Genomic DNA, 22,102 nt, shown 5'->3' with positions numbered 1-22,102 from the left:
AACATCAATTATGGGAACCTTGAATATGAACGAAATACAAGATTATTCAAGGGACCCTTATCTTAAAGTAACAAATTTAAAACCAGGAGTATTAATCAACTTTGGGAGTCATCCGAAAGTCGATATTGAGTGTTTTACGCTCTAATATTCCGTGCTTTCCGTGTCTTCCGTGGTTCCTTTTGCAGTTTGTAACCATCAATGGATAAACAGGATGCAAAACGGAGGCATAACGTAATAGGAATGGTATGAGATCTCGATATGGTAGAGGGGAGAGGATCGCTCCGATCCTTGTCATACCACCGGTTTGTGTCGATAAATCAACAGGCCGGGCATGGCAAGACCGACGGCCAGCGCGGCAATAATGAAACAGGCGTGAATCAGATTATCCAGCGTGCCCGCCCACAACTCAGGAGTATACCCACTGCGGTTGATCTCAACCAGGGCAATCATTGCCTTGAAACCATAAACTCCCGGAATCATTGGAATAACAGCAGCCACAGTGAACACTTTTGGGTGAGAAAGAGTCTGCTGAGACCAGAAGACACCCATCGCCCCGATCATCATTGCGGCAAACAGACTGGCCCATTCAATATCCAGCCCCCAGTGCAACAGGAGAAAGCGGGCCCCATATCCAGAGGCTGCTCCCATGGCACAGTATTTCAAAGTTTGCGGCGGCACGTTAAACATCATGCCAAAACCAAGAGCGGGCAGCGTCGCAAGCAGTGTCTTTTCAAGTAAATTGAAAAACAGAGGACTGGCTGCGATACTCTGTTGAAGCATCTCAATTATAACCATACGCCCCACACCCCCAGAATCTGCATTGCACCGACAATTCCCATACTGGTTACAAGAGTAAGCAATGTCGCTGTTGTCCAGCGTGAAATTCCCATAGTTACGTAGCCTTTGAGCATATCTGAAACGGAATTGATGAGCGGAAAGCCGGGCACCAGCATGAGGACGGATGAAGCCATGGCGAGAAATGCATTATCCCCCATCTGGAACATCAGGCCGAGTCCGGAGATCAGGCTGGTGATAAAGGCTGTCACCCCGAATGTGATCAAGGCATTAAAGGTATTTCGAACAAGTGTCTGTCGGACAATCATGCCAATGGACGAGGCAAGAAACGTAAGCCCGCAGATCTCGGCAGTACCTCCAGCCAGCCGACAAAACGCCGCACAGGCGATACCAATCATGACAACGACCAGCCAGTTGTTATATCGTGGCGGGTCAATTCCTGCCAGCCGCTGATGCACCCCTGCGATGTCAAGTTCACCCCTCTCCGCCGCAATGCAAATCTGTTGAACCTCACTCACAATCCGCATGTTAATGACATGACTGGTGCATTGGCGGATGGTGGTAAGGCACTGTCCTTGCAAACGGGTGGTGATAATAACAGCCGAAGCAGTGAGGGCAATCTCAACATTTTCAATCCCGAGCACCCGACCAATTCGGTGCGCGATATCACTGACCACCTTGCTTTCAACCCCGTTATGAAGCAGAAGATACCCTGCTTCGGCAACCAGTCTGGTTATCTCACGTTGTTCATTTTTTTCAAATACGATGACTTCTTTCATCTCCACTTCTTCAAACTCCATCAATAAAAAAAAGGCCCCCGCAAATTTGCGGGGGCCTTTTTCAGGGTAATACCCTTCAGTAAAAACTCAATACATCAGCATCTACTCTTCTACTTCGTGTTCAACATCAACAGCCAGTTTGTAAAGAACAGTCACCATGAAAATACCAACTGCCCAGATTCCAATCGTAACACCCATTTCGTTGACCGTGGGATAATACTCAACCACCGTTTCAAACGGAGTGATAGCAAGACCACCAAGAACAAAACCCAGTCCCTTGTCAATGAACAGAGAGAGGAAAACAGCCAGGCAGCCAGCAGCGATAATCCAGTCGGCGGCGTCTGTCATAACCTTCTTGCTCAACTTCAGCCAGGCCAGGACAATCAGACCACCAAAGCAGAGAAAAACAGAAGTCCACATGAACGGTACAAGATTGTTGTACATTTCGCCATTGTGCTCAATACCGAAGAAGAGATAATCAAGCGAATGCATGTGCCCGGGGATTTTAGAATAGTATGCCACAAAGAACTCAAGACAGACAAAGAAAGCGTTGGTCAATGCTGCATAAATAATAATGGTCAAAATCTTGTTGATTGCTTCTTTTCCGGCATCAAAATTGGCAATACGCTTCATGAGCAGACAGGCAAGAACAATAATGATCGGCCCTGCTGCAAATGCAGAAGCGAGGAAGCGTGGAGCGGTAATGGCTGAGAGCCAGAAATCACGTCCAGGCAGCCCGCAATAAAGCATGGCCGTTACGGTATGAATAGAAACCGCAAAGGGAATGGAGAGATAGACAAAGATATAGATCCACTTCGGCGGTGCAACCTCTTTGCGCTCTGCTGTAAGAATAACCCAGCTGCAGATCAGGTTGAGGAATAAATATCCGAGAAGAACACACATATCCCAGAACAGCATGGAATTGGGAGTCGGGTGCAGGATCATGTTCATTGCCCGCAACGGTTGTCCAAGATCGACCATGATAAAGAGCAGACACATGATCAATGCTGGAATCGCGAGAAATTCACCAAGAATGGTGATACGACCAAAGGCCTTGTAGTTATGCACGTAGTATGGAAGGACCAGCATCAGGCCCCCGGCGGCAACCCCAACGAGGAACGTAAACTGGGAAATATAGAGCCCCCAGCCGATATCCCGCCCCATTCCGGTAAGTCCCTGCCCGATAAAGAACTGGCGCACATAGCAGACAGCTCCAATACCGATAAATATTGCGAGTATTCCGAGCCATGTCCAGTATCTCGAGCTTCCTCTTAATGCTTTTTCAATCATGACTCCCTCACACTATATAAAATACAGACGGTTTCGTTCCAAGACCGGGCTTGCGCTGAATCGTTGGATTCTCCGCCAGCACCTTTCTCACCTCTGACTCAGGATCGTTGAGATCACCAAAATAAATTGCACCAACTTCTGCAGCAGCCTCCTGACATGCCGGTTTCTCGCCGCGAGCAAGGCGTTCTGCACAGAAGTTGCACTTCTCAACCACCCCGCGCATCCTTGTGGGAAATTCGGGATTGATCTCCTGTGTGATATGCGGTCGCGGTTCAAACCAGTTAAAGCTCCGTGCACCGTACGGGCAGGCCATCATGCAGAAACGGCAACCGATGCAGCGATGGTAATCCATGGCAACAATGCCGTTGTGTTCCATTTTGAAGGTTGCCTTTGTCGGGCAGACCCGTACACACGGGGGATTATCACAGTGGTTGCAGAGCATGAGAAACTCACTCTCTTCGATAATCTCCGCATTATGCGCAGAGGAATGCTCGGGAAAAGCTTCTTCATAGGAAGCACTCCAGATCCATTTAATTTCACTTTTCGGGTCATCAAAAGTTGGAATGTTATGCGCGTAGCGACAGGCGGCAGCCATTTTTTCCTGTATATCGGGACGATCATAGAGCTTACGCATGTCAATAACCATTCCATAGCGTATTTTGCCCGCTGTTCCCGCACTGTTTTCTGCGACAGCTGGAACTGCACTGGAAGAGGCTTCGGCCAGTTTAGTCACAGCCGGAGCGCTGATTCCTGCAAGTGCAGCCACACCGGCGGCCTTCAAAAAAGTTCTTCTTTTGGTATCCATCAGTTGGCCTCCTTCAATCCTGCTTTCTGCTGCGTCGGTGTAAGATGGCAGTCCCAGCAATAGGGGACTACAGACGCATACGTGTGACAGCGGTCACAGAACTCTTCTTTATTCGTGTGACATTTCATACAGGCGAGCTGCAGCCCTTTGCCATAAACTTTGCCGTCAACGGTTACGGTACCGCGGTTACCGTTACGCAGGACATCATCCCGCCACTCATTAAGAATCACCATATGCTCTGCTCTCATCTCATCCGCAGGATAAATACAGTTCTGCTCTCCACCCGGGGGAAGTTCAACCGTTGGATCGGTACTCTCCGCCGAAGAAAAGACGTCGAACCAGAACGGGAACGTGACCAGCAGGACGGTAATTATCAGTCCTGGTACGATTAAGCCTTTATTATACATTGATTACTCCTTGTTCTTGTTCAAATTTCAAACCATTGTACGAAGGCCTTCCGGCATATCAACCCGGTTTTCCCCTTTCTGAACCAGAGCATTGGCCACAAGCTCAGTGAGCCCGCAAACCGTAACTCCTGGAGTCCAGTAATCCACCAAAGAGGTGAGTGTTGCCCGGTCAATAGCACAGATACAGGCAAGCGTGTTCACAGCATGCTGGTCAACAACATGCTTCACGGCATTAGCCCGTGGCAGCCCCGAACGCATACGCAGCTCCATGATTTCGTCAGTGTTGAGACCTGTTCCGGAACCACAGCAGAAAGTCTGTTCGCGGATAGTGTTCTCAGGCATTTCCCACCATTTGTCAACCACATGATCAAGGACATAACGAGGCTCTTCAATAATCCCCATGGCTCGAGCCGGATTACAGGAGTCATGCCATGTCGCTCTCACGTGGCTGTTACGACTCGTGTCAAAATTAAGTTTGTTATGTTTAATAAGGTCAGCGGTAAACTCAGTGATGTGTACCACTTTGGTGGAGGCCGCATTGTTGAATACTGTACCGGTAATCGGTGAAACGGGAACTTCCATATTGGCTGGAGTTTTACCGTTCATCGTATCCATATATTGATGGACAACACGCCACATATGACCGCACTCACCACCAAGAATGTATTTCACACCGAGACGTTCAGCCTCAGCATACATTTTGCCGTTGAGCGCTTTCATTGCCTCGTTGTTGGTGAAGAGGCCGAAGTTCCCACCCTCAGATGCGTATGTTGACCAGGTGTAATCCAGCCCAAGCGCATTAAAAAGGAGGAGATACCCCATACAGGTGTAAATACCAGGTTCCGCGAAAGCATCTGCTGAAGGAGTAACAAAAAGGATTTCAGCACCTTTGCGATTGAAAGAAACATCCAGCTTGACACCAGTAAGATTCTCGACATCTTCTGCAAGGAATGCAATGTTATCCCGGAACGGCAGCGGCTGCAGCCCCATATGGTTCCCTGTCTTGGTGGAGTTGGAAACAGGCTCAATAACCCAGTTAATACCAATTCCAACAGAGTACAGAAGTTCACGGAGTATGATGGTGATCTCAGCCGTATCAATACCGTAGGGACAAAAGATTGAGCAGCGGCGACACTCAGTACATTGATAGGCGTACATGAACCACTCTTTGAGCACGCCAACGGTCATCTTGCGGCCACCGGCCAGTCGACCGAGAATTTTGCCTGCGAGGGTGAATTCTCCACGATAGACAGAGCGCAGCAACTCGGCGCGCATTACCGGCATATTTCTCGGGTCACCTGTCCCAAGGAAAAAGTGGCATTTATCAGCACAGGCACCACAGCGGACACAACAGTCCATGAAGATCTTCAGAGAACGAAACTTATCAAGACGCTCGGCAAGTCCCTTGAGAATGATATCCTTCCAGTTATCGGGAAGGAGCCAGTCATCCTCTTCAGGTGACCAGATACGGGCGAAAGGAAAATTGAGTCCTGGTTGCGAATCGAGATATTCAAGTTTCTCTTTTTTGGCCGGATAGGCATATCCCCCCGGCTTGAAAGTAACCGGAGTATCCATCCATTCTTTTGTCGGGATTGCCCCGGTAGAAAGAGATGGTCCCTGCCACACACTTTGGGACAGTTCTTCTAATTTAGGAAGCGACATCGTATTTATCCTTATTTAACTTGGTGGTCTGTTTTCACTCTTCCGCTTTTTTCTCTGCTCCAGCTTCAGCAGGCTCGTCCTTCGGCGGAAGTCCTTTTTCAACAGGAATACCATTGTCTATCATAGACTCGCGGAAATCGTCTTCATAGTCCGCATAAGAGTGCGGCTTGATGTTGGGATCATTCCACGGGTTGATATGACGTACCGCGCGTGTATTATTCCGCATATTAAGGGTGGGACTGAGGAATACACCGCCAGCATGCATCAGTTTGCTGAAGGGAAAACAAACCAGCAGAGCACTGATAAAGGTAAGATGAATATAGAAGATTGCGCCGATATGTCCATTGATCACCGGATGCAGTGTAACCAGACCAACCAGCAGCTCCTTGATATTGACAATGTCAGAACGCAGCATGTAACGCATCAGGATCCCGCTCAACGCAATGCTGAAGAGAAGAACCAGTGGGAAGTAGTCATTCATCAAAGAAAGGTAACGGACATGACGATTGACCAGCCGACGGGAGAAAAGCAACACGACCGCGAGCAGCAGAGTTACATCTGTTATGTACCAGGTGGGAGCGCCAATCTGAAGCAGACCATCCCAGAACTCAATCCAGCCAATCCAAACAGGAACGGGATCCAGGAAAAGACGCAGATGGCGAAGCAGAATTACGAGAAAAGAGTAGTGAAATACAATGGCAAACAACCACAGCCATTTCGAAGATTCATACGTAATCTTCGGGCCCTCACGAAGTTCGGACTTCGTATTGTAAAACAGTGGGCGGAAGGTAAGGACTTCAAGAGCCATACGTCCAACCACTTCAGCATTTGTATCTGGAGCGCCCGTTCGGCTGTGTTTGATGAAATCAAGTGATTTCATCTGGCCGCGGGTGGTCTGGATAGAGAAGGGGACCGGGGATTTCGCCCAGTACACTATCCGCCAGATAATACCACCTAAAAATATCGCAAAGGCCAGATAGGGAATTACTACTCCGAAGAAATAGCCCATACCCGGTATCTGCGAGCCGACTCCGGCGATCAGGGCAAGAGCAATGACCACCAGGAATGAGAAGGAGTACTTCATGTTTAACCTCTCTTCATTCAATTGAACTGTTACGGAAACCGTGCGCGACGCCACACTGATCATCGGCACCGAGACCAGTTTAGATGCCTGCCTGTACCATGGGAATCTCGCCTTCAGGCTTCAGCAATTTCGAGGGGCACTTGCTGTCGGTGAGGACAATACTTCCAGATTTAATTTCTCTAATGCGTACGCTGTAAATACGCTCGCGGAATTGCATATAAATGTCAAATGCAGCAAGAAGAGCAATATCAACAGCAAAGTCGAAATCATAAAGTTCGCCGTTGAGATGTTTGCTCTCCGGGTCTGCTGCGAGGATTTCACGGGTGATATGTTTTATTGCATTCAGAGGGGAAACGGCCTGGGCGGGGGTAAACTGCTGGACTGCCCGGATAGATATAATTCGTTCAAGGGGCGGCTCATACGCGCTGCGGCCTGCACCCTTAATGAGTAACGGAAGGAGTTCACCAAGAGCAATACGAACATTGCCGCCTATGGGGTTGGCAAACTGATTCTTTTCTTTTTTGAAAAAATCGGAGGATTCGTAGGTGGAGAGAGTGTACTCTACCCACCTGGCAAGGATTTCTTCCTGGTGTTTACGGAAACCTTCTGCAAGATCAAACTGTTGTTGTGACATCGCGGGACCCCAATGGGTTGAAGGGATATAAAAAGAATGAATCGCTGTTCATAAACGATGAACATTGTTATCATTTTCCCCGCTGATTTTCAAGGCTTATTTTGAATGACGTCTCAGCAGGAAGCCCCTTGCAACAAGGGATTTTCGGGCTTTTCATTGATTTTGCAGATTCCGAACATCTTGTAGAACAGCCTCTCCTTCAAGAACATAAGGATCTTCTTTAATTTCCTTAAGCCACTTCTGGTGCTGCTCTTCCGGGGTAGGCTCCAGACCATCCCTGATATCATTTTCATCCATGGTACCATGCAGTTTAAAAAGGTCCCCAACCTTGTCTTCGCTCATTTCAACCTCAAGACGCTTGTTGAGCATATTATTCAACTCCACGTCAATCATCGTATCTTCCGCTCTCTTCTTTGCCTTGGCAGCCTCTTCCTCAATAACATGAAATTTTTCGCTTGCTGCAACCCTTCCCGCAGAACGACGTTTCAACTCTTTGAGAAACAGCGGCCTGCGCCAGGGTTTGCACGGTACAACACTGAGAGAGTCCCAGGGAAGGCTGTAATCAAGATAGCGCTCTTCTGATTTGACATGGGCAAAGAGGTCCGGCAACTCAATATCCGGTTCAACACCCTTCCACTGGGTGGAACAACCGTTGATACGGTAAAACTTTTGAATCGTCACCTTCAGGGCACCAAGGTCACCAAAGTTCTGCAGGGAAAGAAACGGTTTTGAGTCATTAAGGTCAACAACGGTCTGCACTGAGCCTTTGCCATGGGTATGTTTTCCACCAATGATTACCGCCCGACCATAGTCCTGCAGGGCCGCAGCAACAATTTCAGAGGCAGAAGCGGAAAACTTGTTTACCAGTACAACCAGCGGGCCGTCATAGTAAATGGTGTCACGGGTGTCAGTCAGCGTACGCTGTTCGCCATAATTGTTGCGAACGGTTACCACCGGCCCGGAACCGATAAAAAGCCCTGTAATATCAACAGCATCTACCAGCGCCCCGCCACCATCATCCCGCAGATCAAGAATAATGCCATCGACATATTTTTCTTTGAGTTCTTCGATAGCTTTCCGGGTATCATCAGTAGAATTTCGTGAGGTCCTGTTCCCATTCCGGGTTGCGTCGAAATCCCGATAAAAACTGGGAAGGTAGATATAACCAACCTTCATCCCATTGCCACCGTCGAGAACCGCACTTTTCACAAAAGTCTCTTCAAGCTGTACCACATCACGCACAATGGGAACAGTTACAATACTGCCGTCGGATTTTTTCACGGTCAGGCTGACAGTAGAACCTTTCGGTCCGCGGATAAGACGCACGGCATCACGCAGACGCATATCGGTTACATCTATCGGTTCTTCACCCTCCTGGGCAACCTCGATGATGATATCCTGCGCCTTGAGTTTCCCCGTTCTTGCCGAAGCACTTCCCGGGACGATACTGGTCACCCGGATAACACCATCCTCTTCACGCAACATGGCACCAATGCCCTCAAGAGAACCACGCATATTAATGTCAAACTGCTCTTTGGAGGCTGGCGCAATGTAATTGGTATGAGGCCCGAAGGCACGGGTAACAGCGTTGAAAAAACGATCATAATGATCCTGCAGGGTCTCCTGACGGAGACGATGAAAAAAATTCTTGTTGCGTTTTTTCACCTTCGCAAGTGCCATTTTCCACACTTCAATATCATTTTTTACCGCGATATCATCCTTGCCCGGCTTGCCGTCTCGACGAGCCGCAGCCCGCTCCGTCCGCATATCAAGATACTGAGAGATAATTTGCATTTTTAGAATTTGTCGCCACTTATCCTTCATCTCCCCGGTATCTTTTACAAACTTCATTTTTTTGGGTTCGCTTTCCACCTTGTCCGGGGTTGTCATGTTGAAAATGCCAACCTGCAACAGTGTGGGAACCTTCCACGGCGCCGGAAGAATAAACTGACGACCGGGATCAAGGACTGCAGGCTTTTCCATGCTGTTCGCCTGCAACAGATCGGGCACACTGACACCGGGGAATTGAGCAGCGATGGAGGAAACGGTATCGTCCTGCTTCACTACATAGACTTTCTGCGCCGCCTTGTCCGTCGCCACACTTCCTGCATTGGGAGAAAGACCAGAGACACTGTCGTCGGCAAGCATTACACTGGTCAGCTGTTCCACCATGTCGATACGCTCGTTGAGAATATCGTAACCGGCATCGGGCAGGGTAATACGCCCACTGAGAAGTTCATCATCAATATCTGCAGCAAAGGCATTGAGCTGCTCCACGTCACTCTGCAGCAAAAAACGTTTCTGAAAATCAAGTTGTTTCAGATAAAGATCAAACGCAGCCTCGGAGAGGCTGTCATCCATCTTTTTATCGGAATAATGAAGAACCGGGAGCTGACGGGCAAGGATTACACCGAGAGTCATATTTTTCCTGCGATCAAAATCCTTCTGATCCAGTGCGGGAACTGCCAGAGCCGCCGCTGCCGAAAATGTAAGGATACACGACAGTACAACTGTGCAATATTTCGTTAATACATTCATATTATTTTTTGTATGCTCCAATACTGAAAAGACAGGCTCACGCCACGTTCAGGCTGAACTATTTCGGAATAAAAAAGGAAAGGAAATTTCAGAGAACTACCAAATCTGGAAGGAAAATACTACTGTAAAAAAGAGGACAACACAGCTGCGCTGACTCGGTAAAGCAAACACTTCACGCTTTATGTTCGTGCATTGCCGGGGGAGTGAACACCCCCGGCATCGCAACCCCGAGCGTCTGCGCAAAAGAGAAGAGCTCAACGGCTGAGCATTCGGCTTCATCTTCACCCTCCACCATCATCACGGCAAGACGACTGGCCAGTGCGTTTTTAATCTGCTGACGAATCTCAGCCAGGTCGACATCCCAGCGAACACAGAAATCGAGAAAACGCTGCCAGTTGCAGAAAGAGCGTGCCAGCCCCCGGCAGTGAGGTTTTGAACGGTTTTCGGGCAAAAGATCACGAAGAATAATCTCCTCGTAACGGGCGGTCGCCGCCGCAACCAGTCTTTCCTTCTGTTCATCATTCAAGCGTAACTGCGGGCCATCTTTATCCTTTTCCAGCCAGTAAAGAGAAGCATGCAGGCCGACCTCGGGCATCTCTCCTGAATCCCGGATCAGGAACAGTTCCCCCTCCACATCTGCTTCAGCATCACTCATCTGTCTCATCGTCCTGCTTTTTTGCCCTGCCTTCCGGCAGTCCAAAAATTTCACAAACGGTATTCACCCGCTCTTTAATCTTTTTATGGCCCGTACACCTCGAACTCTTCAGATACTCCATCGGATGGTGCAGAATCTTGGCGGTGATTGCATGCAGCATCGCATCAAGTGCATCTTCCTGCTCCCCGGTCAGCTCACCGAGACGGTGGCGGGATTTTGTCATTTCCCCCTCCGCGATCTCTCGAATCCGCTTTCGCAATTCCACAATGGTCGGCTTGACTTCCAGAGTTTCAATATAGTGTTCGAATTTCAGCGTCTCTTCATCAACAATGCGCTCCGCCTTGATGGCCTCACGGCCACGCCCCTCACGATTTATCTCCACCACACTGCTGAGATCATCAATGTCATAGAGATAGACGTTATCAAGATCATTCAGCTCCGGATCAAGATCCCTCGGAACAGCAATATCGATAAGGAAAAGCGGTCTGTTACGGCGTTTACGCATTACCGCCTGCACATCCTTCTTATGAATTATCAGCCCCTCGGCACCTGTTGAACTGATGATGATATCAGTCTCCTCAAGGTGTTCAGGCAACTCTTCCATGCTGATAGCCCCACCCTCGAAACGCTCAGCCAGCCGCATGGCCCGGGCAAGTGTCCGATTTGCCACACTCACCGTCTTCACCCCGTTGCCAACAAGATGTTCTGCTGCCAGCTCAGCCATCTCTCCAGCACCGATCAACAGCACTTTTTTCTGCCGCAGATCGCCAAATATTTTTTTCGCAAGCTGTACCGCCGCATAGCTGATAGAGACCGCCGAACTGCCGATCCCTGTTTCAGTGCGCACCCGCTTGGCTACCGTAAAACTCTTGTGCAGCATCTTATTGAGCAGCGCCCCCGTGGAGTGCTGCTCTGCAGCATGCCGATAGGCCTCCTTGAGTTGACCGAGAATCTGTGACTCACCAACCACCATCGAATCCAGGCTGCCGGCAACGGTAAAAAGGTGGTGCACTGCCTCCCGCCCTTCAAGAATGTAGAGATACTCATCTGCCTTCTCAAGGGGCACTTCATCCCCAAAAAGGAAACGAATCAAGAGATCTCTTACGTCAGCACCGGTATCAGCCACCACAAGGAGTTCGACCCGGTTACAGGTGGAGAGAAGGTAATGCTCCTGTACATGTTCAACCTTATTCAGCGCGGCAAGGTACTGATCGTAGCCACCTGAGAGGGCCATTTTTTCGCGAATTTCCACGGGGGTCGTTTTGTGATTCACCCCGAGCAATAGAATTTGTTCAGATTGCATGTCCGTGTGCGCCTCCGGAAAGATACGTAATGCCCCAGAGGGTGAGCAGGATAACTACAAAAGTCAGAACCACAAGCAGGGCCGCCCGGCGACCACGCCAGCCAACGGAATAACGCTGGTGCACCTGAAATAAGAGGGCAAACCAGATAACCATCGACCACACCTCTTTCGGGCCACCGTGCCAGTAGTCACCATAGACCTGTTTCAGCCACAGAACTCCAGTTAGAATACCGGCAGTGAGCAGGCCAAAGCCGATGGTGATACAGTGGCTGTTAAGCTGATCCAGAGCATCAAGAGAGGGAAGTCGTTCAAAAAGGAAACCAAATCGTTTGCGCTTCAACGCCCTTTCGAGAATGAGGTACATTACCCCGCCGCAGAAGGCAAGGGAGAGGAAACCATAAGAGAACAGGGAGATTCCGGCATGAACCGGCAGCCAGACGCTTTGCAGTTTCGGCGGCAGTGAAACAACCTGCTGACTGGCAAAAAGAGAGACCACCAGCAGTGAGAAGATCATCAATGACACGATGGTCCCAAAATTTTTCAGGGAGTATCGCCAGTGAAAGGTCAGAAAAGCCCAGGTCGTTGACCAGGCAAAAAAGACCATGGTTTCAAAGGGTGAAGTAATAGGAGTGTGACCGACAAGGACATATCGTGTCAGCAGGAAAAGAGTTTGCAGGATGCCGCTGGTAAGAAGCAGTACCCGGGCAATCTGACGGACATCTTTACGCTGTCGAAAGAAATAGACCAGATAGCCCGCACAGGAGAGGCCTGACACCAGCAGGATTACGGCATAGAGGATATTACTGAGTTCTGTCATATGTATTCAATTCCGCAAGAAGAATCAGCGAAGAGAAAGTGGTTTAATAAGACCGATCTCCTCACCTTCCTCAATAAAATGAGCAGTGATTTTTGAGCCGTCGACACCGGGGGGAAGAGCATTGCAGAGTATTTGTTGAACTCGAAACCACTCGCCCTGAAGAATCTGCTCCACGATACCACTACTCATTAATTCATTAAATATTCGACCGTGTTCTCCGGCTGTTCCCCCCGCTGCCAGCAGCGCTTCGCGGACGGAACCAAGCAGGCGATTGACGAGGTCATATTCAGGGCAAATCATCTCCTCAAGCCGCTGTCGCAGGGAAGATGCAAGAGCGGGACTCTCTCCGCCGGTAGATGCCGTAACCAGTACATTCCCCCGTCGGAAATGTCCCGGAACATGGAACCCACTCTTATCCGGATCATCGACGATATTCAAGAGCACATTGCGCCGGGCGGCTTCCTCACGGATATCTTTCTGCACTGCCGGACTGGAAGTAGCGGCAAAGGCAAGGAAGACATCCTGCAGGTCACCAAGCGCATACTCTCGCTCAAACCACTCCACCGGAGTGGTCTCCATGCCCTTCAGCCATGGGCGTATTTCATCGACAATTTCAGGGCTTATAAGCCTGACCGCTGCCCCGCCGCGGCAAAGTCCAGCCACTTTACGGGCAGCCACTTTGCCGCCCCCTATAACAACGCAGACCTTACCTTTGAGGTTAAGATTAACGGGATAAAGTGCCATGATCTGTCACCCTTGAAAAACGAGATGCCCTGAACCGGACACAGAAAAAAACCCGGCTGTTCCCTCCGGGGTCCTGAGAAATATCATCCTGATCAACTCCGCAACCTCCCTGCATTGTAATACACTTTTTCATAAAGGGACCAGCCCGCATCAATAGAGACAACTGCTTGATCATTATAGATATTTCAGCAGATAAATCCACCCCGATTTCCAAAGAACAAAAATCTCAGGAACGAGAATCCCTCTGTGCCCCACTGCTGCCGGGCTGAAATGTGATTATTTTTACCTCGTCAGAGAACACTCTTGCAGAGCTCAGGACGGGCAGAGAAGAAACGAACAGCATGGAATCTTGAAGAACCTTGTTTTTCGTTCATCTTTGATGTTCCCAGAAGTTATACCATTTACATTTTGTATTGACCAGAGAACGCAACTGCGTAGACATCTTTTTTGGCGATTACGAATGAGTAATAATTCGTGTTTATACAGGAGTATTATTTCAGTACGCTTTTTATGTCCTTTTCAAAGATGTCCCTGCCAACATAGCCCATATACCGTTTAACCACATCCCCGTCGCGATTGACAAGAAAGGCGGAAGGGATACTCATCACCCCACCGAAGTCATTACTGGTCTGCATGGTAGCCATGAGCACAGGATAGTTGATGGACCTCTCTTCCATGAAATTCGCGACCCCTTTGCTTCCACGATCCATGGAAAGCGCAACCACGGAAAACTGGTTTACAGCGTACTCTTTCTGAAGTTCTTTCAGCTCATTTACCTCAAGCCTGCAGGGCGGACAATATGTTGCGAAAAACGTTACCAGCAACGCCATGCCACGGAAAGAAGAGGAATCAACAGTTTCACCATCAACCGCACTGGCAAGTGAAAACGCTGGCATACGGGTATTCGCCTGCGCGACACCAGTCAGAAAAAGGAATACCAGTGTCAGCATAATGGCACGAAGCTTCATATTGTCAGGATGTTTCATCTGCGTTCCTTAAAAAGATTTTTATGTTAGAAGAGTGTGTGGTATATTATTACCTGCGACAAGCTGGCAGCTCACACAGGTTCCCGCTACTCTCCGGGACTGATATCAACCGAACATGTTATGATATTTCTCAAGAGAGAAATGTCAACAGGGACCTTGAAGGATCTTGTCTTTCGTTTACATTCAAGGCACAGTATGAAGTTTACCTGCCTGTAACTTTGAGATCGGAGTGCAGCGCGTACCTCCGAGGATAATTTTTTTACTGTAACGAAGAAGATGGGCGAAAGACTGGTTATTTAAGGTACCCAATAATCAATGTCCTGCTGACCATAAGGCCATTTTCTGATCATCCATTCTGAAAAACTGCAGACCCTGCCATTTATATGACCGTATATTTTACCCTGCTTCGCAGGCTTTTCCTCCGTCGCACATTCCCTTTCTGCACTGCGCTGCTCGTTTTTGCTCTGTTTGTCAGTGTTCTTTTCCCTGCAGGTGCCGCCGCCAGACTGCTCGATAAGGTCGTAGCCGTTGTGGACAACGATGTCATCACTCTCAGTGAGCTCAACGCGGAAATAGCTCAACGGTACAAGAGCCTTCTTACCAGCAGCGACCCGGCTGATCTGGCACAACTCGAAGATGTTCGCCGAAAAACGCTGGAATCCATTATTGATCGCCGCCTCCTCTCCCGCAAGGCGAAGGAAGCCAATATTACCGTCTCTGATCTGGAAATTGACCGCGCTTTTAAGAGCCAGAGGGAACGTTCAGGACTGAGTCAGGCCCAATTTCTTTCTCAGATAAAGCAGGCAGGGGTAAGCGAAGCAGTAGTACGGGACAACATCCAGGCGGGAATTCTGCAAAGTAAACTTCTCAATGTTGACGTTCGCTCCAAAATAGTCATAACTGATACAATGGTAAAAAATTATTATCAGAAAAATTACATTGAGACGATTGACGGAAAGACGTACCAACTCCTGCAAATGGGCTTCGCCTGGGGGGAGAAGAAGACCAGTGACCACCAGCGTTCAAAGAAAAAGGCTCTTGAGATGGCAAAAGAAATTCGCACCTCAGTGCTTGCAGGCAAAGATTTCAAGAAACTGGCAAAAAAATATTCTGATCTTCCCTCCGCCTCTGACGGCGGAGATATTGGTTCCTTTTCCCTTGACGAGATGGCCCCCAGTATGGCTGGAGCAATTAAGGGTCTGCGAGCTTCCCAGGTAAGTGATATTATTGAAACAAGTGATGGGTATCAGTTTTTTCAAGTAACTGGCACCGACAAAAATGCCGTCGTCATCACTGCTGAATATGAGGACGTAAAAAACGAAATCCGCGAAAAACTGTTTCAGAAACAACTGCAGGCGGAATATGAAGACTGGATTAAAAAACTGAAGGCTGACGCCTATATACAGAAGATGTAAAATGTCAGAACGTACCGCAGGACAGAAGGTTGCGTTGCAGCATCGCCGAATTCCTGCCATACATCAGCAGCAGATACGGCAACAGGCGCAGAGCAACGACCAGCAGGTTCACCCGCATCAGCATCAGTGGCCCGCCGGGATATCGACTGGCGGCAGAATTGGTGACAAACTGCGCGCCGCCCGAATTACTCAGGGACTTCTTCTCGCCGAGATTGCCCGGAAGACCAGGATATCACGCACCAACCTGATTGCCATGGAAGAGAGTCGCTACGCAGATCTTCCTGCCACTCCTTTCTGCCGTGGTTTCTATCGGATGTATGCCCGGATGGTACACCTTGATCCGGACAATACTGCCTGCCTGTTTGAGTCCGAGCGGGCCCGATCGCCTGAACGAAAGAACACCTTCACTCTCGATTTTGGCAGCATGCATGAAGACGTTGAGGCCATGGCCGAGCGTCCCTCACTGCTCATTTTCACCTCTATCGGCATGATCATTTTCATTCTTCTCGCCTTCTTCGCCTTTCTCTGCTGGTTTTTTTCGTGGAACCCCGCCTCTTTCCTGAGCCAGAAACTACGCAGTTTCGATGAAAACGGCACTCTGCATAACCGTGACCTTCGTCCGGCCACCTCCAGCCAGGAGAACGAAATATACCAGCCCCTGCACAGGGCAGTTTCCCGGGCAATTGATGAAGTGAAAGAGCTCCGTAACAGGCAAAAATCTGTTGCATAAGTGCAGCAGAATCACCTTTGACAATCACCGCATGGAAGATGACGCCATTGTCCTGAACTCTCTTGAAACAGGAGAGTCTGACCTGATTGTTACACTCTTCTGCCACAACTCTGGACGCATCTCGGCTATTGCCAAAGGCGCACGGAACAGTAAAAAGCGTTTCGTAAACAAGCTTGAGATCTTCACCCGTCTGCACGTCACTTTCAAACAAAAAGTCTCCACATCCCTTGCCTTTCTCAACGAAGCAGAACTCAACAACATCTATCCCTTTCTCCGAACGAATTATCCCGCCTACCTCGCCGGGAATGTAATACGGGAGCTGCTCCTGCACAGCATTCGGGATGCGGAAAGCGACAGCGATCTTTTCCGCCTTACCCTCTGGGCATTTTATCAACTTGATATGCGTATGGCCCCCCGTACTGTCGTCGCCCTCTTCTTCCTGCGCAGCTTTGATCTGCTTGGCTACCGGCCGGAACTGCGTTTCTGCACCAGTTGTGGAGCTCCCGCCTCAAGCCATCCTGTGCGTTTTGATATGCACAGCGGTGGACTGATTTGTGAGATCTGCAATGGGAAACCTCTGCGAAGTCCCCTTTCAGGCGGCAGTCTCAATATGCTCAATATGGCTCAGTCCATGTCCCTTGAACACCTGGATCGTCTCAAACCCGGCTCCCGGGTCAGCAACGAAAGTCTTCGTTTGCTCTACAGCTTTGCCCAACACATTCTTCAGCGGGACATCAATTCCTGGAGCGTTTTTTCGGCTGTGATGTTCAAATTTCCCTGAAGAAGAAAGGACCGCCTATTTCCCTTTCCCTCGCGTACAAGATATTGTACTGTTTACTGAATGAAGTTGTGTCCTCTGGAAAAAACACCCCTGAAAAAGGAGAAAAAGATGAACAAAAGGCTTATTACCACTGCAGTTTTACTCGTCTTCCTTGCCCTTCCCGTCGCCTCCCATGCCGGTGATACACGCATTGGCGGAGGCGCCACGTATTGGACCTCCGTAGATGATCTCGACTGGGATGGTGAGAGCTTTGACAAGGATGGCTACAGCCTTCTCGCCTCATATCAATACTGGGAAGGTCTTTTCGGCCTTGAACTCGACTGTGAATTTCTTCCTGATCGCTTTGGTGAAAGCGCCATCGCCCCGCAGGCATGGCTCCTCTTTGGTGATATGATCTACGCCGGAGCAGGAATCGGAACCACCCACACAGACGGGGAATGGGCGGATGATCCTTTTTACGCTCTGCGTGCCGGTCTTAATTTAGAAATTCTGCCCCATATATATGCCGATATCAACGCCAACTACAGATTTAATGATGTCGCCGATTTTGATGATAAAGAGCACAAGATTGACACCGATACAATCTTTCTTGGTGTGGCTCTGCGCATCTCTCTTTGAAAGATTTTTAACTGTAACAAAGAAAATGGGCGATTATTCAAGGTACCCGTAAAAGCCCCCTCGAAAAAGCTGGCCATGCTGTAAACAAAGAGAAGGGCAGGAAAACAGCAAGAAGGAAATCAGAAAATTCACAGGTAAAAGGAAGATTACTCACTCAACCCCTGCACAGGAGATTACCATGACGTATGCCAGTCTTACCATCGAACACGATGCATCACCTGTTGGAGTCATCACCCTCAATCAACCCGATACTCTCAACACGTTCACCAGCTCGATGGCCGAAGAGTTGCACATGGCCCTGATGGAGATGGAAGGTGATCCTGCAGTGCGGGTGGTTCTCATTCGTTCGGAAGGACGGGCGTTCTGCGCAGGAATTGATGTCAACGAACTGGAGGGGCAGAGCCCGCTCGAATACCGCGCCTGGATCGGACACATGGAGCAGCCGTTTACTGACATCGTCCAGATGAAAACTCCGGTTATCGCTGCAGTACAGGGTGTAGCCGCTGCTAACGGCATGGGCCTCGCCGTCGCCGCCGACCTCACTATTGCCGCCGACAACACCCGTATGGGACTTACCGCCATCAACGTTGGTCTTAACTGCGTCGGCCCGGTCCTTCCTGTCGCGAGAGTTGTGGGACGTAAAAAAGCAATGGAACTGTTGCTGTTCGGGGAGTTGATTCCGGCGGAGGAACTGCTTCGACTCGGTCTGGTTAACCGTGTTGTTCCCAGGGCCGACCTCGACAAAGAGGCACGTGCCTGGGCCGAGAAGCTGGCACAGAAAAGTCCGCTTGCCGTACAGATTGCCAAGAGTAGTTTTTATGCCAGCGAGGACATGAACTACGCCCAGCAGTTTGATTTTATGAACGACGCGTTTGCCCGTCTCTGCACTGCCGATGACGCAAAAGAAGGCGTAAAGGCCTTTTTTGAAAAACGCACGCCGGAGTGGAAATTCCGCTGATGCTGCGCTGAAAAAATGACAGAGAAGAATACGCAGGCTGCGGGCGAAGGCTTCAGGAGGCACAAGCTTCTTCGGCTGTTCACCCGCACCCTGTTCTTCTGTACCATTCTCCTTCTCTGTGGTTTTCTGCTTTTTTTTTCCCTTCCGTTTATCTGCAATCACTGGATATTGCCCGGGGCAACACAATCTCTGCCCTTTATCAGCCACCACCTTGAAATAGAACAGTTCACACCCTCAATAATTTCTCTGCAGGGAAATTTTACCACAGAAGAAGCTTCCCTGAGTTTTGAAGGCCTCAGACTCAACAGCACACTGAAATCCCTGCAACAGAAAGAAATAACCTCTATCGAAATAGAGTGGCTGAAAATAACGCTCCCCTTTGCTGATAACCGCATAGTGCTGCCACCTGAACTGACGAATACCGTCAGCAGTACCACAAAAGAGAGCCCCGACAGCCCCGTCAGCCCCATCCTCCTTCCCTTCGGGGTAGACAAGGTGACTATCCACAACGGTGATCTGGTCCTGCACAACCTTGATACGCCTGAAGAAAACATACATATTCTCTTCAGTGGCAGCTTCACACCAGAACTGATCGAGACAAAGGATGGTAAACTCCTTAACGGATTTCATGCCGCGTTTTCCTGTACCGGAGAACTCCCCCTTAACATTGAACTTACAGCTCAACTGGATGGCAGTAAACGTCACCTTACAGCAAAGGGCACCCTTCTTAATCTGCAACGGATACTTCAATTCCCCCTGCTTCCAAAAATTCCGGCACTGCAACTTGAAGGCACAGGAGAAATCACCGGTAAAGCCCTGCTCTCCGGTTCAACCCTGGAATCATGGCAGGCCAATCTCTTTTTTCCGTCGACCTCCCTCTCAACCGGAAATTCTCTACGACTCGACAGTCCTCCTGTAAAACCATTGCAACTTGCCCTCTCCGGTGACAACATCCACGCTGATTTTGTTCTTAAAAATCTGATACTCTCCAGTCCGTTTAAGGTATTTGCACACGCTGAAGGCTCCCTGGATTTTCACAAACAAAACCTGACCGCAGCAATATCACTGCGACATGAATTGAGTCCAGAACCAACAACTCTCACTCTTTCAGGAATATATAATGAAGACGGAGGAACTTTTGCATCGAAACTCACTGCTGGCAAACTGCAGTTCGGCCCGATGGCGATTCCCAAACTTGCCATCAATTTGACAGCAAAAAAAGGAAAAACCGGCACAACCGCCCGTCTTGATGCCACCATTCCCCACCTGCTTTTCCCCGCATCCAGCACTGAACTGAGTGACGTCCACCTGCAAATGCCCATCCAATACCCGCCACCGAGGATTCGCAGTCGCTCCAGAGGAGAGCTTTCCATCGGCAACATTCGCTGGCAGGAAACAAATATTGGGAAACTGCATTCCATTCTCACTCAGACGCATAACGGTCTCAAGACACGTCTCAACCTCTCCAGTCCACTCATAAAAAACTTTGACCTGAACTGCACAGGAGACCTCACCCAAACAACTCTTAAGAGCGTCTGGCAATGCCATCTCCCGCAAAGCGAATTCGACATCAGCACCCTGCCAGCCTCTCTCGGTTTACATATCAATCCGGAACTCAAGGCAACCGGTAAACTTGGCGGCAGAGCAAATTTTTATTTCTCGCCAGAAACCACCGGTGGTTCACTTACGCTTTCCCTTTCGGACGGGGACCTGCAGCAGGAGAGCACTCATCTGCAGGGAATTCAAACCTCAATTACCCTGCCTGACATCCTTCGCCTGCAGTCAGCGCCGAGTCAACGGCTGACAGTAGAAAAGATTGACGCTGGAGACATCAAACTCACCAGCGCAAAGCTGTTCTGGCAACTTGAAGATACAACCAGCATCCTGCTCGAAAGCGTACAGGCCGGATGGTGCAGCGGGACAATTGAGAGCACCGCCATGCGGATTACACCGGAGATGGACTTTGACACAATCCTTTACTGTGACCGGCTCCGCCTTGGAGAACTGCTTAAACAGTTCGGGGTGGCAGGTGCCTCTGGTGAAGTGTCTCTGAACGGTCGACTTCCCCTCTCCTTTCTTAAAAAACACCTCTACATCGACAAGGGTTTTCTCTACTCCTCCCCCGGAGAGCAGGTCGTGCTTCACTTCAACGATCCCCGGCAGATCACTGCAGGACTTTCCGGTGCAACGGCATCTCCGTACCTCTCATACTCCCTCGACTCTCTCCGGAATTTTGTCTGTAACTGGACAAAACTTACATTCAACAGTGAAGGAGATAATCTTCTCCTGCAGATGCAGCTTGACGGCAAGCCTGAAGAGCCGTTACCTTATGGTTACGAGAATGGACAAATCGTGCCGAATAAAACGGGCTCAGGACTGCAGCATCCAGTACATTTTGATGTCAATTTTCACCTGCCCCTGCAGCAGCTCTTCAACGTCGGTACGGGATACGGGTCCATGATGAAAAACCTTAAGGAGGGGATATGAAGCTCCATGCGGTATTTCTGCTCGCTGCCAGCTTTGTTTTTCTTGCAGCGGGCTGTACAAGACACGAAATCGATGTGAAACCGGTAGAAATCAAGCCGATCCACATCACCATTGATATCAATGTCAAAGTTGACCGCGCACTTGACAATTTCTTCGGTGACCTTGATGAACAGGCAGCTGCAGTTACCAGCAAAACGGGCAATGCTCCCGCGAAATCAAATGAAGGAGGAGCACCATGAAATTTTTTCTTCCAGAAAAGAAACTGTTTTACACCCTCTTTCTCACTCTTGCCCTGCTTTTTGCCTCCACGGCGGCGCAGGCCGGAGATACTAGGCAACAGATGGCCGCACGCCTGCCTGCCATCACCAACTTGAAAAACAGCGGTATTGTTGGGGAAAATAATAAGGGACTGCTGACATTTCGCGGTTCGAAAAAAAAAGAAAAACTGGTTGCGGCAGAGAACAACGACCGCACCAGAGTCTATGCAGCCATCGCAAAATCGCAGGGTGTTTCTGCAGCGCTGGTCGGTCGGCGGCGTGCGGCGCAGATTGCAAAGAAGGGTTCTGCGGGGCAGCAGTTCCAGCGGGCGAACGGCAGCTGGTATACAAAATAGA

At 49.4% G+C, this 22,102-nt stretch carries 22 protein-coding genes; 8 read left to right on the top strand and 14 right to left on the bottom strand.

Annotated features, from left to right (window positions below; all coding sequences use genetic code 11):
* Window positions 1–291 precede the first annotated feature (291 nt).
* The 14 genes from JWG39_RS08950 to JWG39_RS08885 form a co-directional block, all read right to left on the bottom strand.
* Window positions 292–765: a threonine/serine exporter family protein gene (locus tag JWG39_RS08950; protein ID WP_439099711.1), complete on the bottom strand. Its 474-nt coding sequence runs from the start codon at window positions 763–765 to the stop codon at window positions 292–294.
* Between the two features lie 20 nt (window positions 766–785).
* Complete coding sequence (locus tag JWG39_RS08945) at window positions 786–1,574, bottom strand: threonine/serine exporter family protein (protein ID WP_205219049.1); 789 nt, start codon at window positions 1,572–1,574, stop codon at window positions 786–788.
* 102 nt (window positions 1,575–1,676) lie between these two features.
* Complete coding sequence (gene dsrP, locus JWG39_RS08940; protein WP_205219048.1) at window positions 1,677–2,864, bottom strand: sulfate reduction electron transfer complex DsrMKJOP subunit DsrP; 1,188 nt, start codon at window positions 2,862–2,864, stop codon at window positions 1,677–1,679.
* Window positions 2,865–2,871: 7 nt separating this feature from the next.
* Window positions 2,872–3,669, bottom strand: a complete 798-nt coding sequence (dsrO, locus tag JWG39_RS08935; protein WP_205219047.1) for a sulfate reduction electron transfer complex DsrMKJOP subunit DsrO — start codon at window positions 3,667–3,669, stop codon at window positions 2,872–2,874.
* Window positions 3,669–4,076, bottom strand: coding sequence for a sulfate reduction electron transfer complex DsrMKJOP subunit DsrJ (gene dsrJ / locus JWG39_RS08930; RefSeq protein WP_205219046.1), 408 nt, complete (start codon window positions 4,074–4,076; stop codon window positions 3,669–3,671). Before dsrJ ends, dsrO begins: the two co-directional genes overlap by 1 nt.
* Before the next feature lie 27 nt (window positions 4,077–4,103).
* Window positions 4,104–5,738 carry a sulfate reduction electron transfer complex DsrMKJOP subunit DsrK gene (dsrK, locus tag JWG39_RS08925; RefSeq protein ID WP_205219045.1) on the bottom strand — a complete coding sequence of 545 codons (1,635 nt, stop codon included), beginning with the start codon at window positions 5,736–5,738 and terminating at the stop codon, window positions 4,104–4,106.
* A 34-nt stretch (window positions 5,739–5,772) separates the two neighbouring features.
* A complete protein-coding gene (gene dsrM, locus JWG39_RS08920; RefSeq protein ID WP_205219044.1) occupies window positions 5,773–6,822 on the bottom strand; it encodes a sulfate reduction electron transfer complex DsrMKJOP subunit DsrM in 1,050 nt (349 codons plus the stop codon).
* A 79-nt stretch (window positions 6,823–6,901) separates the two neighbouring features.
* On the bottom strand, window positions 6,902–7,456 hold the full coding sequence (locus JWG39_RS08915) for an RsbRD N-terminal domain-containing protein (protein ID WP_205219043.1): 555 nt from the start codon (window positions 7,454–7,456) through the stop codon (window positions 6,902–6,904).
* 153 nt (window positions 7,457–7,609) lie between these two features.
* A complete protein-coding gene (locus JWG39_RS08910; RefSeq protein ID WP_205219042.1) occupies window positions 7,610–9,877 on the bottom strand; it encodes a carboxy terminal-processing peptidase in 2,268 nt (755 codons plus the stop codon).
* A gap of 289 nt (window positions 9,878–10,166) precedes the next feature.
* Entirely contained in the window at window positions 10,167–10,649 is a 483-nt protein-coding gene (locus tag JWG39_RS08905; RefSeq protein WP_205219041.1) for a hypothetical protein, read from the bottom strand.
* On the bottom strand, window positions 10,642–11,952 hold the full coding sequence (gene hemA / locus JWG39_RS08900; RefSeq protein WP_205219040.1) for a glutamyl-tRNA reductase: 1,311 nt from the start codon (window positions 11,950–11,952) through the stop codon (window positions 10,642–10,644). The genes JWG39_RS08905 and hemA overlap by 8 nt, the downstream gene beginning before the upstream one ends.
* Window positions 11,942–12,769: a cytochrome c biogenesis protein CcsA gene (gene ccsA / locus JWG39_RS08895; protein WP_205219039.1), complete on the bottom strand. Its 828-nt coding sequence runs from the start codon at window positions 12,767–12,769 to the stop codon at window positions 11,942–11,944. The genes hemA and ccsA overlap by 11 nt, the downstream gene beginning before the upstream one ends.
* Before the next feature lie 24 nt (window positions 12,770–12,793).
* The gene (locus JWG39_RS08890) at window positions 12,794–13,513 is read right to left on the bottom strand and encodes a precorrin-2 dehydrogenase/sirohydrochlorin ferrochelatase family protein (RefSeq protein ID WP_205219038.1); all 720 of its coding nucleotides are present in this window, start codon (window positions 13,511–13,513) and stop codon (window positions 12,794–12,796) included.
* 491 nt (window positions 13,514–14,004) lie between these two features.
* Window positions 14,005–14,499, bottom strand: a complete 495-nt coding sequence (locus tag JWG39_RS08885; protein ID WP_205219037.1) for a TlpA family protein disulfide reductase — start codon at window positions 14,497–14,499, stop codon at window positions 14,005–14,007.
* 383 nt (window positions 14,500–14,882) lie between these two features.
* Here JWG39_RS08885 and JWG39_RS08880 point away from each other — a divergent pair, with 383 nt between their 5' ends.
* The 8 genes from JWG39_RS08880 (at window position 14,883) to JWG39_RS08845 (ending at window position 22,101) form a co-directional block, all read left to right on the top strand.
* Complete coding sequence (locus JWG39_RS08880; protein ID WP_205219036.1) at window positions 14,883–15,914, top strand: peptidylprolyl isomerase; 1,032 nt, start codon at window positions 14,883–14,885, stop codon at window positions 15,912–15,914.
* A 1-nt stretch (window position 15,915) separates the two neighbouring features.
* Window positions 15,916–16,644, top strand: a complete 729-nt coding sequence (locus JWG39_RS08875; protein ID WP_205219035.1) for a helix-turn-helix domain-containing protein — start codon at window positions 15,916–15,918, stop codon at window positions 16,642–16,644.
* Entirely contained in the window at window positions 16,637–17,425 is a 789-nt protein-coding gene (recO, locus tag JWG39_RS08870; protein ID WP_205219034.1) for a DNA repair protein RecO, read from the top strand. The genes JWG39_RS08875 and recO overlap by 8 nt, the downstream gene beginning before the upstream one ends.
* Before the next feature lie 108 nt (window positions 17,426–17,533).
* Window positions 17,534–18,043, top strand: coding sequence for a hypothetical protein (locus JWG39_RS08865; protein WP_240192062.1), 510 nt, complete (start codon window positions 17,534–17,536; stop codon window positions 18,041–18,043).
* A 178-nt stretch (window positions 18,044–18,221) separates the two neighbouring features.
* Window positions 18,222–19,001 (top strand): enoyl-CoA hydratase/isomerase family protein, encoded by a 780-nt coding sequence (locus JWG39_RS08860; RefSeq protein WP_205219033.1) that lies wholly within the window; start codon window positions 18,222–18,224, stop codon window positions 18,999–19,001.
* 15 nt (window positions 19,002–19,016) lie between these two features.
* Window positions 19,017–21,488: an intermembrane phospholipid transport protein YdbH family protein gene (locus tag JWG39_RS08855; protein ID WP_205219032.1), complete on the top strand. Its 2,472-nt coding sequence runs from the start codon at window positions 19,017–19,019 to the stop codon at window positions 21,486–21,488.
* The gene (locus JWG39_RS08850) at window positions 21,485–21,727 is read left to right on the top strand and encodes a YnbE family lipoprotein (protein WP_205219031.1); all 243 of its coding nucleotides are present in this window, start codon (window positions 21,485–21,487) and stop codon (window positions 21,725–21,727) included. Before JWG39_RS08855 ends, JWG39_RS08850 begins: the two co-directional genes overlap by 4 nt.
* The gene (locus JWG39_RS08845) at window positions 21,724–22,101 is read left to right on the top strand and encodes a DUF1318 domain-containing protein (RefSeq protein WP_205219030.1); all 378 of its coding nucleotides are present in this window, start codon (window positions 21,724–21,726) and stop codon (window positions 22,099–22,101) included. Before JWG39_RS08850 ends, JWG39_RS08845 begins: the two co-directional genes overlap by 4 nt.
* The last annotated feature ends 1 nt before the right edge of the window (window position 22,102 follow it).

This window comes from Desulforhopalus vacuolatus (assembly GCF_016918505.1).
Classification (GTDB): domain Bacteria; phylum Desulfobacterota; class Desulfobulbia; order Desulfobulbales; family Desulfocapsaceae; genus Desulforhopalus; species Desulforhopalus vacuolatus.
Note: the sequence above shows the minus strand (reverse complement) of the source record. Positions and strands in the feature narration are given on the sequence as shown.

Coding starts and splice junctions, on each gene's coding strand:
- JWG39_RS08945 (WP_205219049.1), bottom strand. CDS start 1,574: ATGAAAGAAGTCATCGTATTTGAAAAAAATGAACAACGTGAGATAACC.
- dsrP (WP_205219048.1), bottom strand. CDS start 2,864: ATGATTGAAAAAGCATTAAGAGGAAGCTCGAGATACTGGACATGGCTC.
- dsrO (WP_205219047.1), bottom strand. CDS start 3,669: ATGGATACCAAAAGAAGAACTTTTTTGAAGGCCGCCGGTGTGGCTGCA.
- dsrJ (WP_205219046.1), bottom strand. CDS start 4,076: ATGTATAATAAAGGCTTAATCGTACCAGGACTGATAATTACCGTCCTG.
- dsrK (WP_205219045.1), bottom strand. CDS start 5,738: ATGTCGCTTCCTAAATTAGAAGAACTGTCCCAAAGTGTGTGGCAGGGA.
- dsrM (WP_205219044.1), bottom strand. CDS start 6,822: ATGAAGTACTCCTTCTCATTCCTGGTGGTCATTGCTCTTGCCCTGATC.
- JWG39_RS08915 (WP_205219043.1), bottom strand. CDS start 7,456: ATGTCACAACAACAGTTTGATCTTGCAGAAGGTTTCCGTAAACACCAG.
- JWG39_RS08910 (WP_205219042.1), bottom strand. CDS start 9,877: ATGACTCTCGGTGTAATCCTTGCCCGTCAGCTCCCGGTTCTTCATTAT.
- JWG39_RS08905 (WP_205219041.1), bottom strand. CDS start 10,649: ATGAGTGATGCTGAAGCAGATGTGGAGGGGGAACTGTTCCTGATCCGG.
- hemA (WP_205219040.1), bottom strand. CDS start 11,952: ATGCAATCTGAACAAATTCTATTGCTCGGGGTGAATCACAAAACGACC.
- ccsA (WP_205219039.1), bottom strand. CDS start 12,769: ATGACAGAACTCAGTAATATCCTCTATGCCGTAATCCTGCTGGTGTCA.
- JWG39_RS08890 (WP_205219038.1), bottom strand. CDS start 13,513: ATGGCACTTTATCCCGTTAATCTTAACCTCAAAGGTAAGGTCTGCGTT.
- JWG39_RS08885 (WP_205219037.1), bottom strand. CDS start 14,499: ATGAAACATCCTGACAATATGAAGCTTCGTGCCATTATGCTGACACTG.
- JWG39_RS08880 (WP_205219036.1), top strand. CDS start 14,883: ATGACCGTATATTTTACCCTGCTTCGCAGGCTTTTCCTCCGTCGCACA.
- JWG39_RS08875 (WP_205219035.1), top strand. CDS start 15,916: ATGTCAGAACGTACCGCAGGACAGAAGGTTGCGTTGCAGCATCGCCGA.
- JWG39_RS08865 (WP_240192062.1), top strand. CDS start 17,534: ATGAACAAAAGGCTTATTACCACTGCAGTTTTACTCGTCTTCCTTGCC.
- JWG39_RS08860 (WP_205219033.1), top strand. CDS start 18,222: ATGACGTATGCCAGTCTTACCATCGAACACGATGCATCACCTGTTGGA.
- JWG39_RS08855 (WP_205219032.1), top strand. CDS start 19,017: ATGACAGAGAAGAATACGCAGGCTGCGGGCGAAGGCTTCAGGAGGCAC.
- JWG39_RS08850 (WP_205219031.1), top strand. CDS start 21,485: ATGAAGCTCCATGCGGTATTTCTGCTCGCTGCCAGCTTTGTTTTTCTT.
- JWG39_RS08845 (WP_205219030.1), top strand. CDS start 21,724: ATGAAATTTTTTCTTCCAGAAAAGAAACTGTTTTACACCCTCTTTCTC.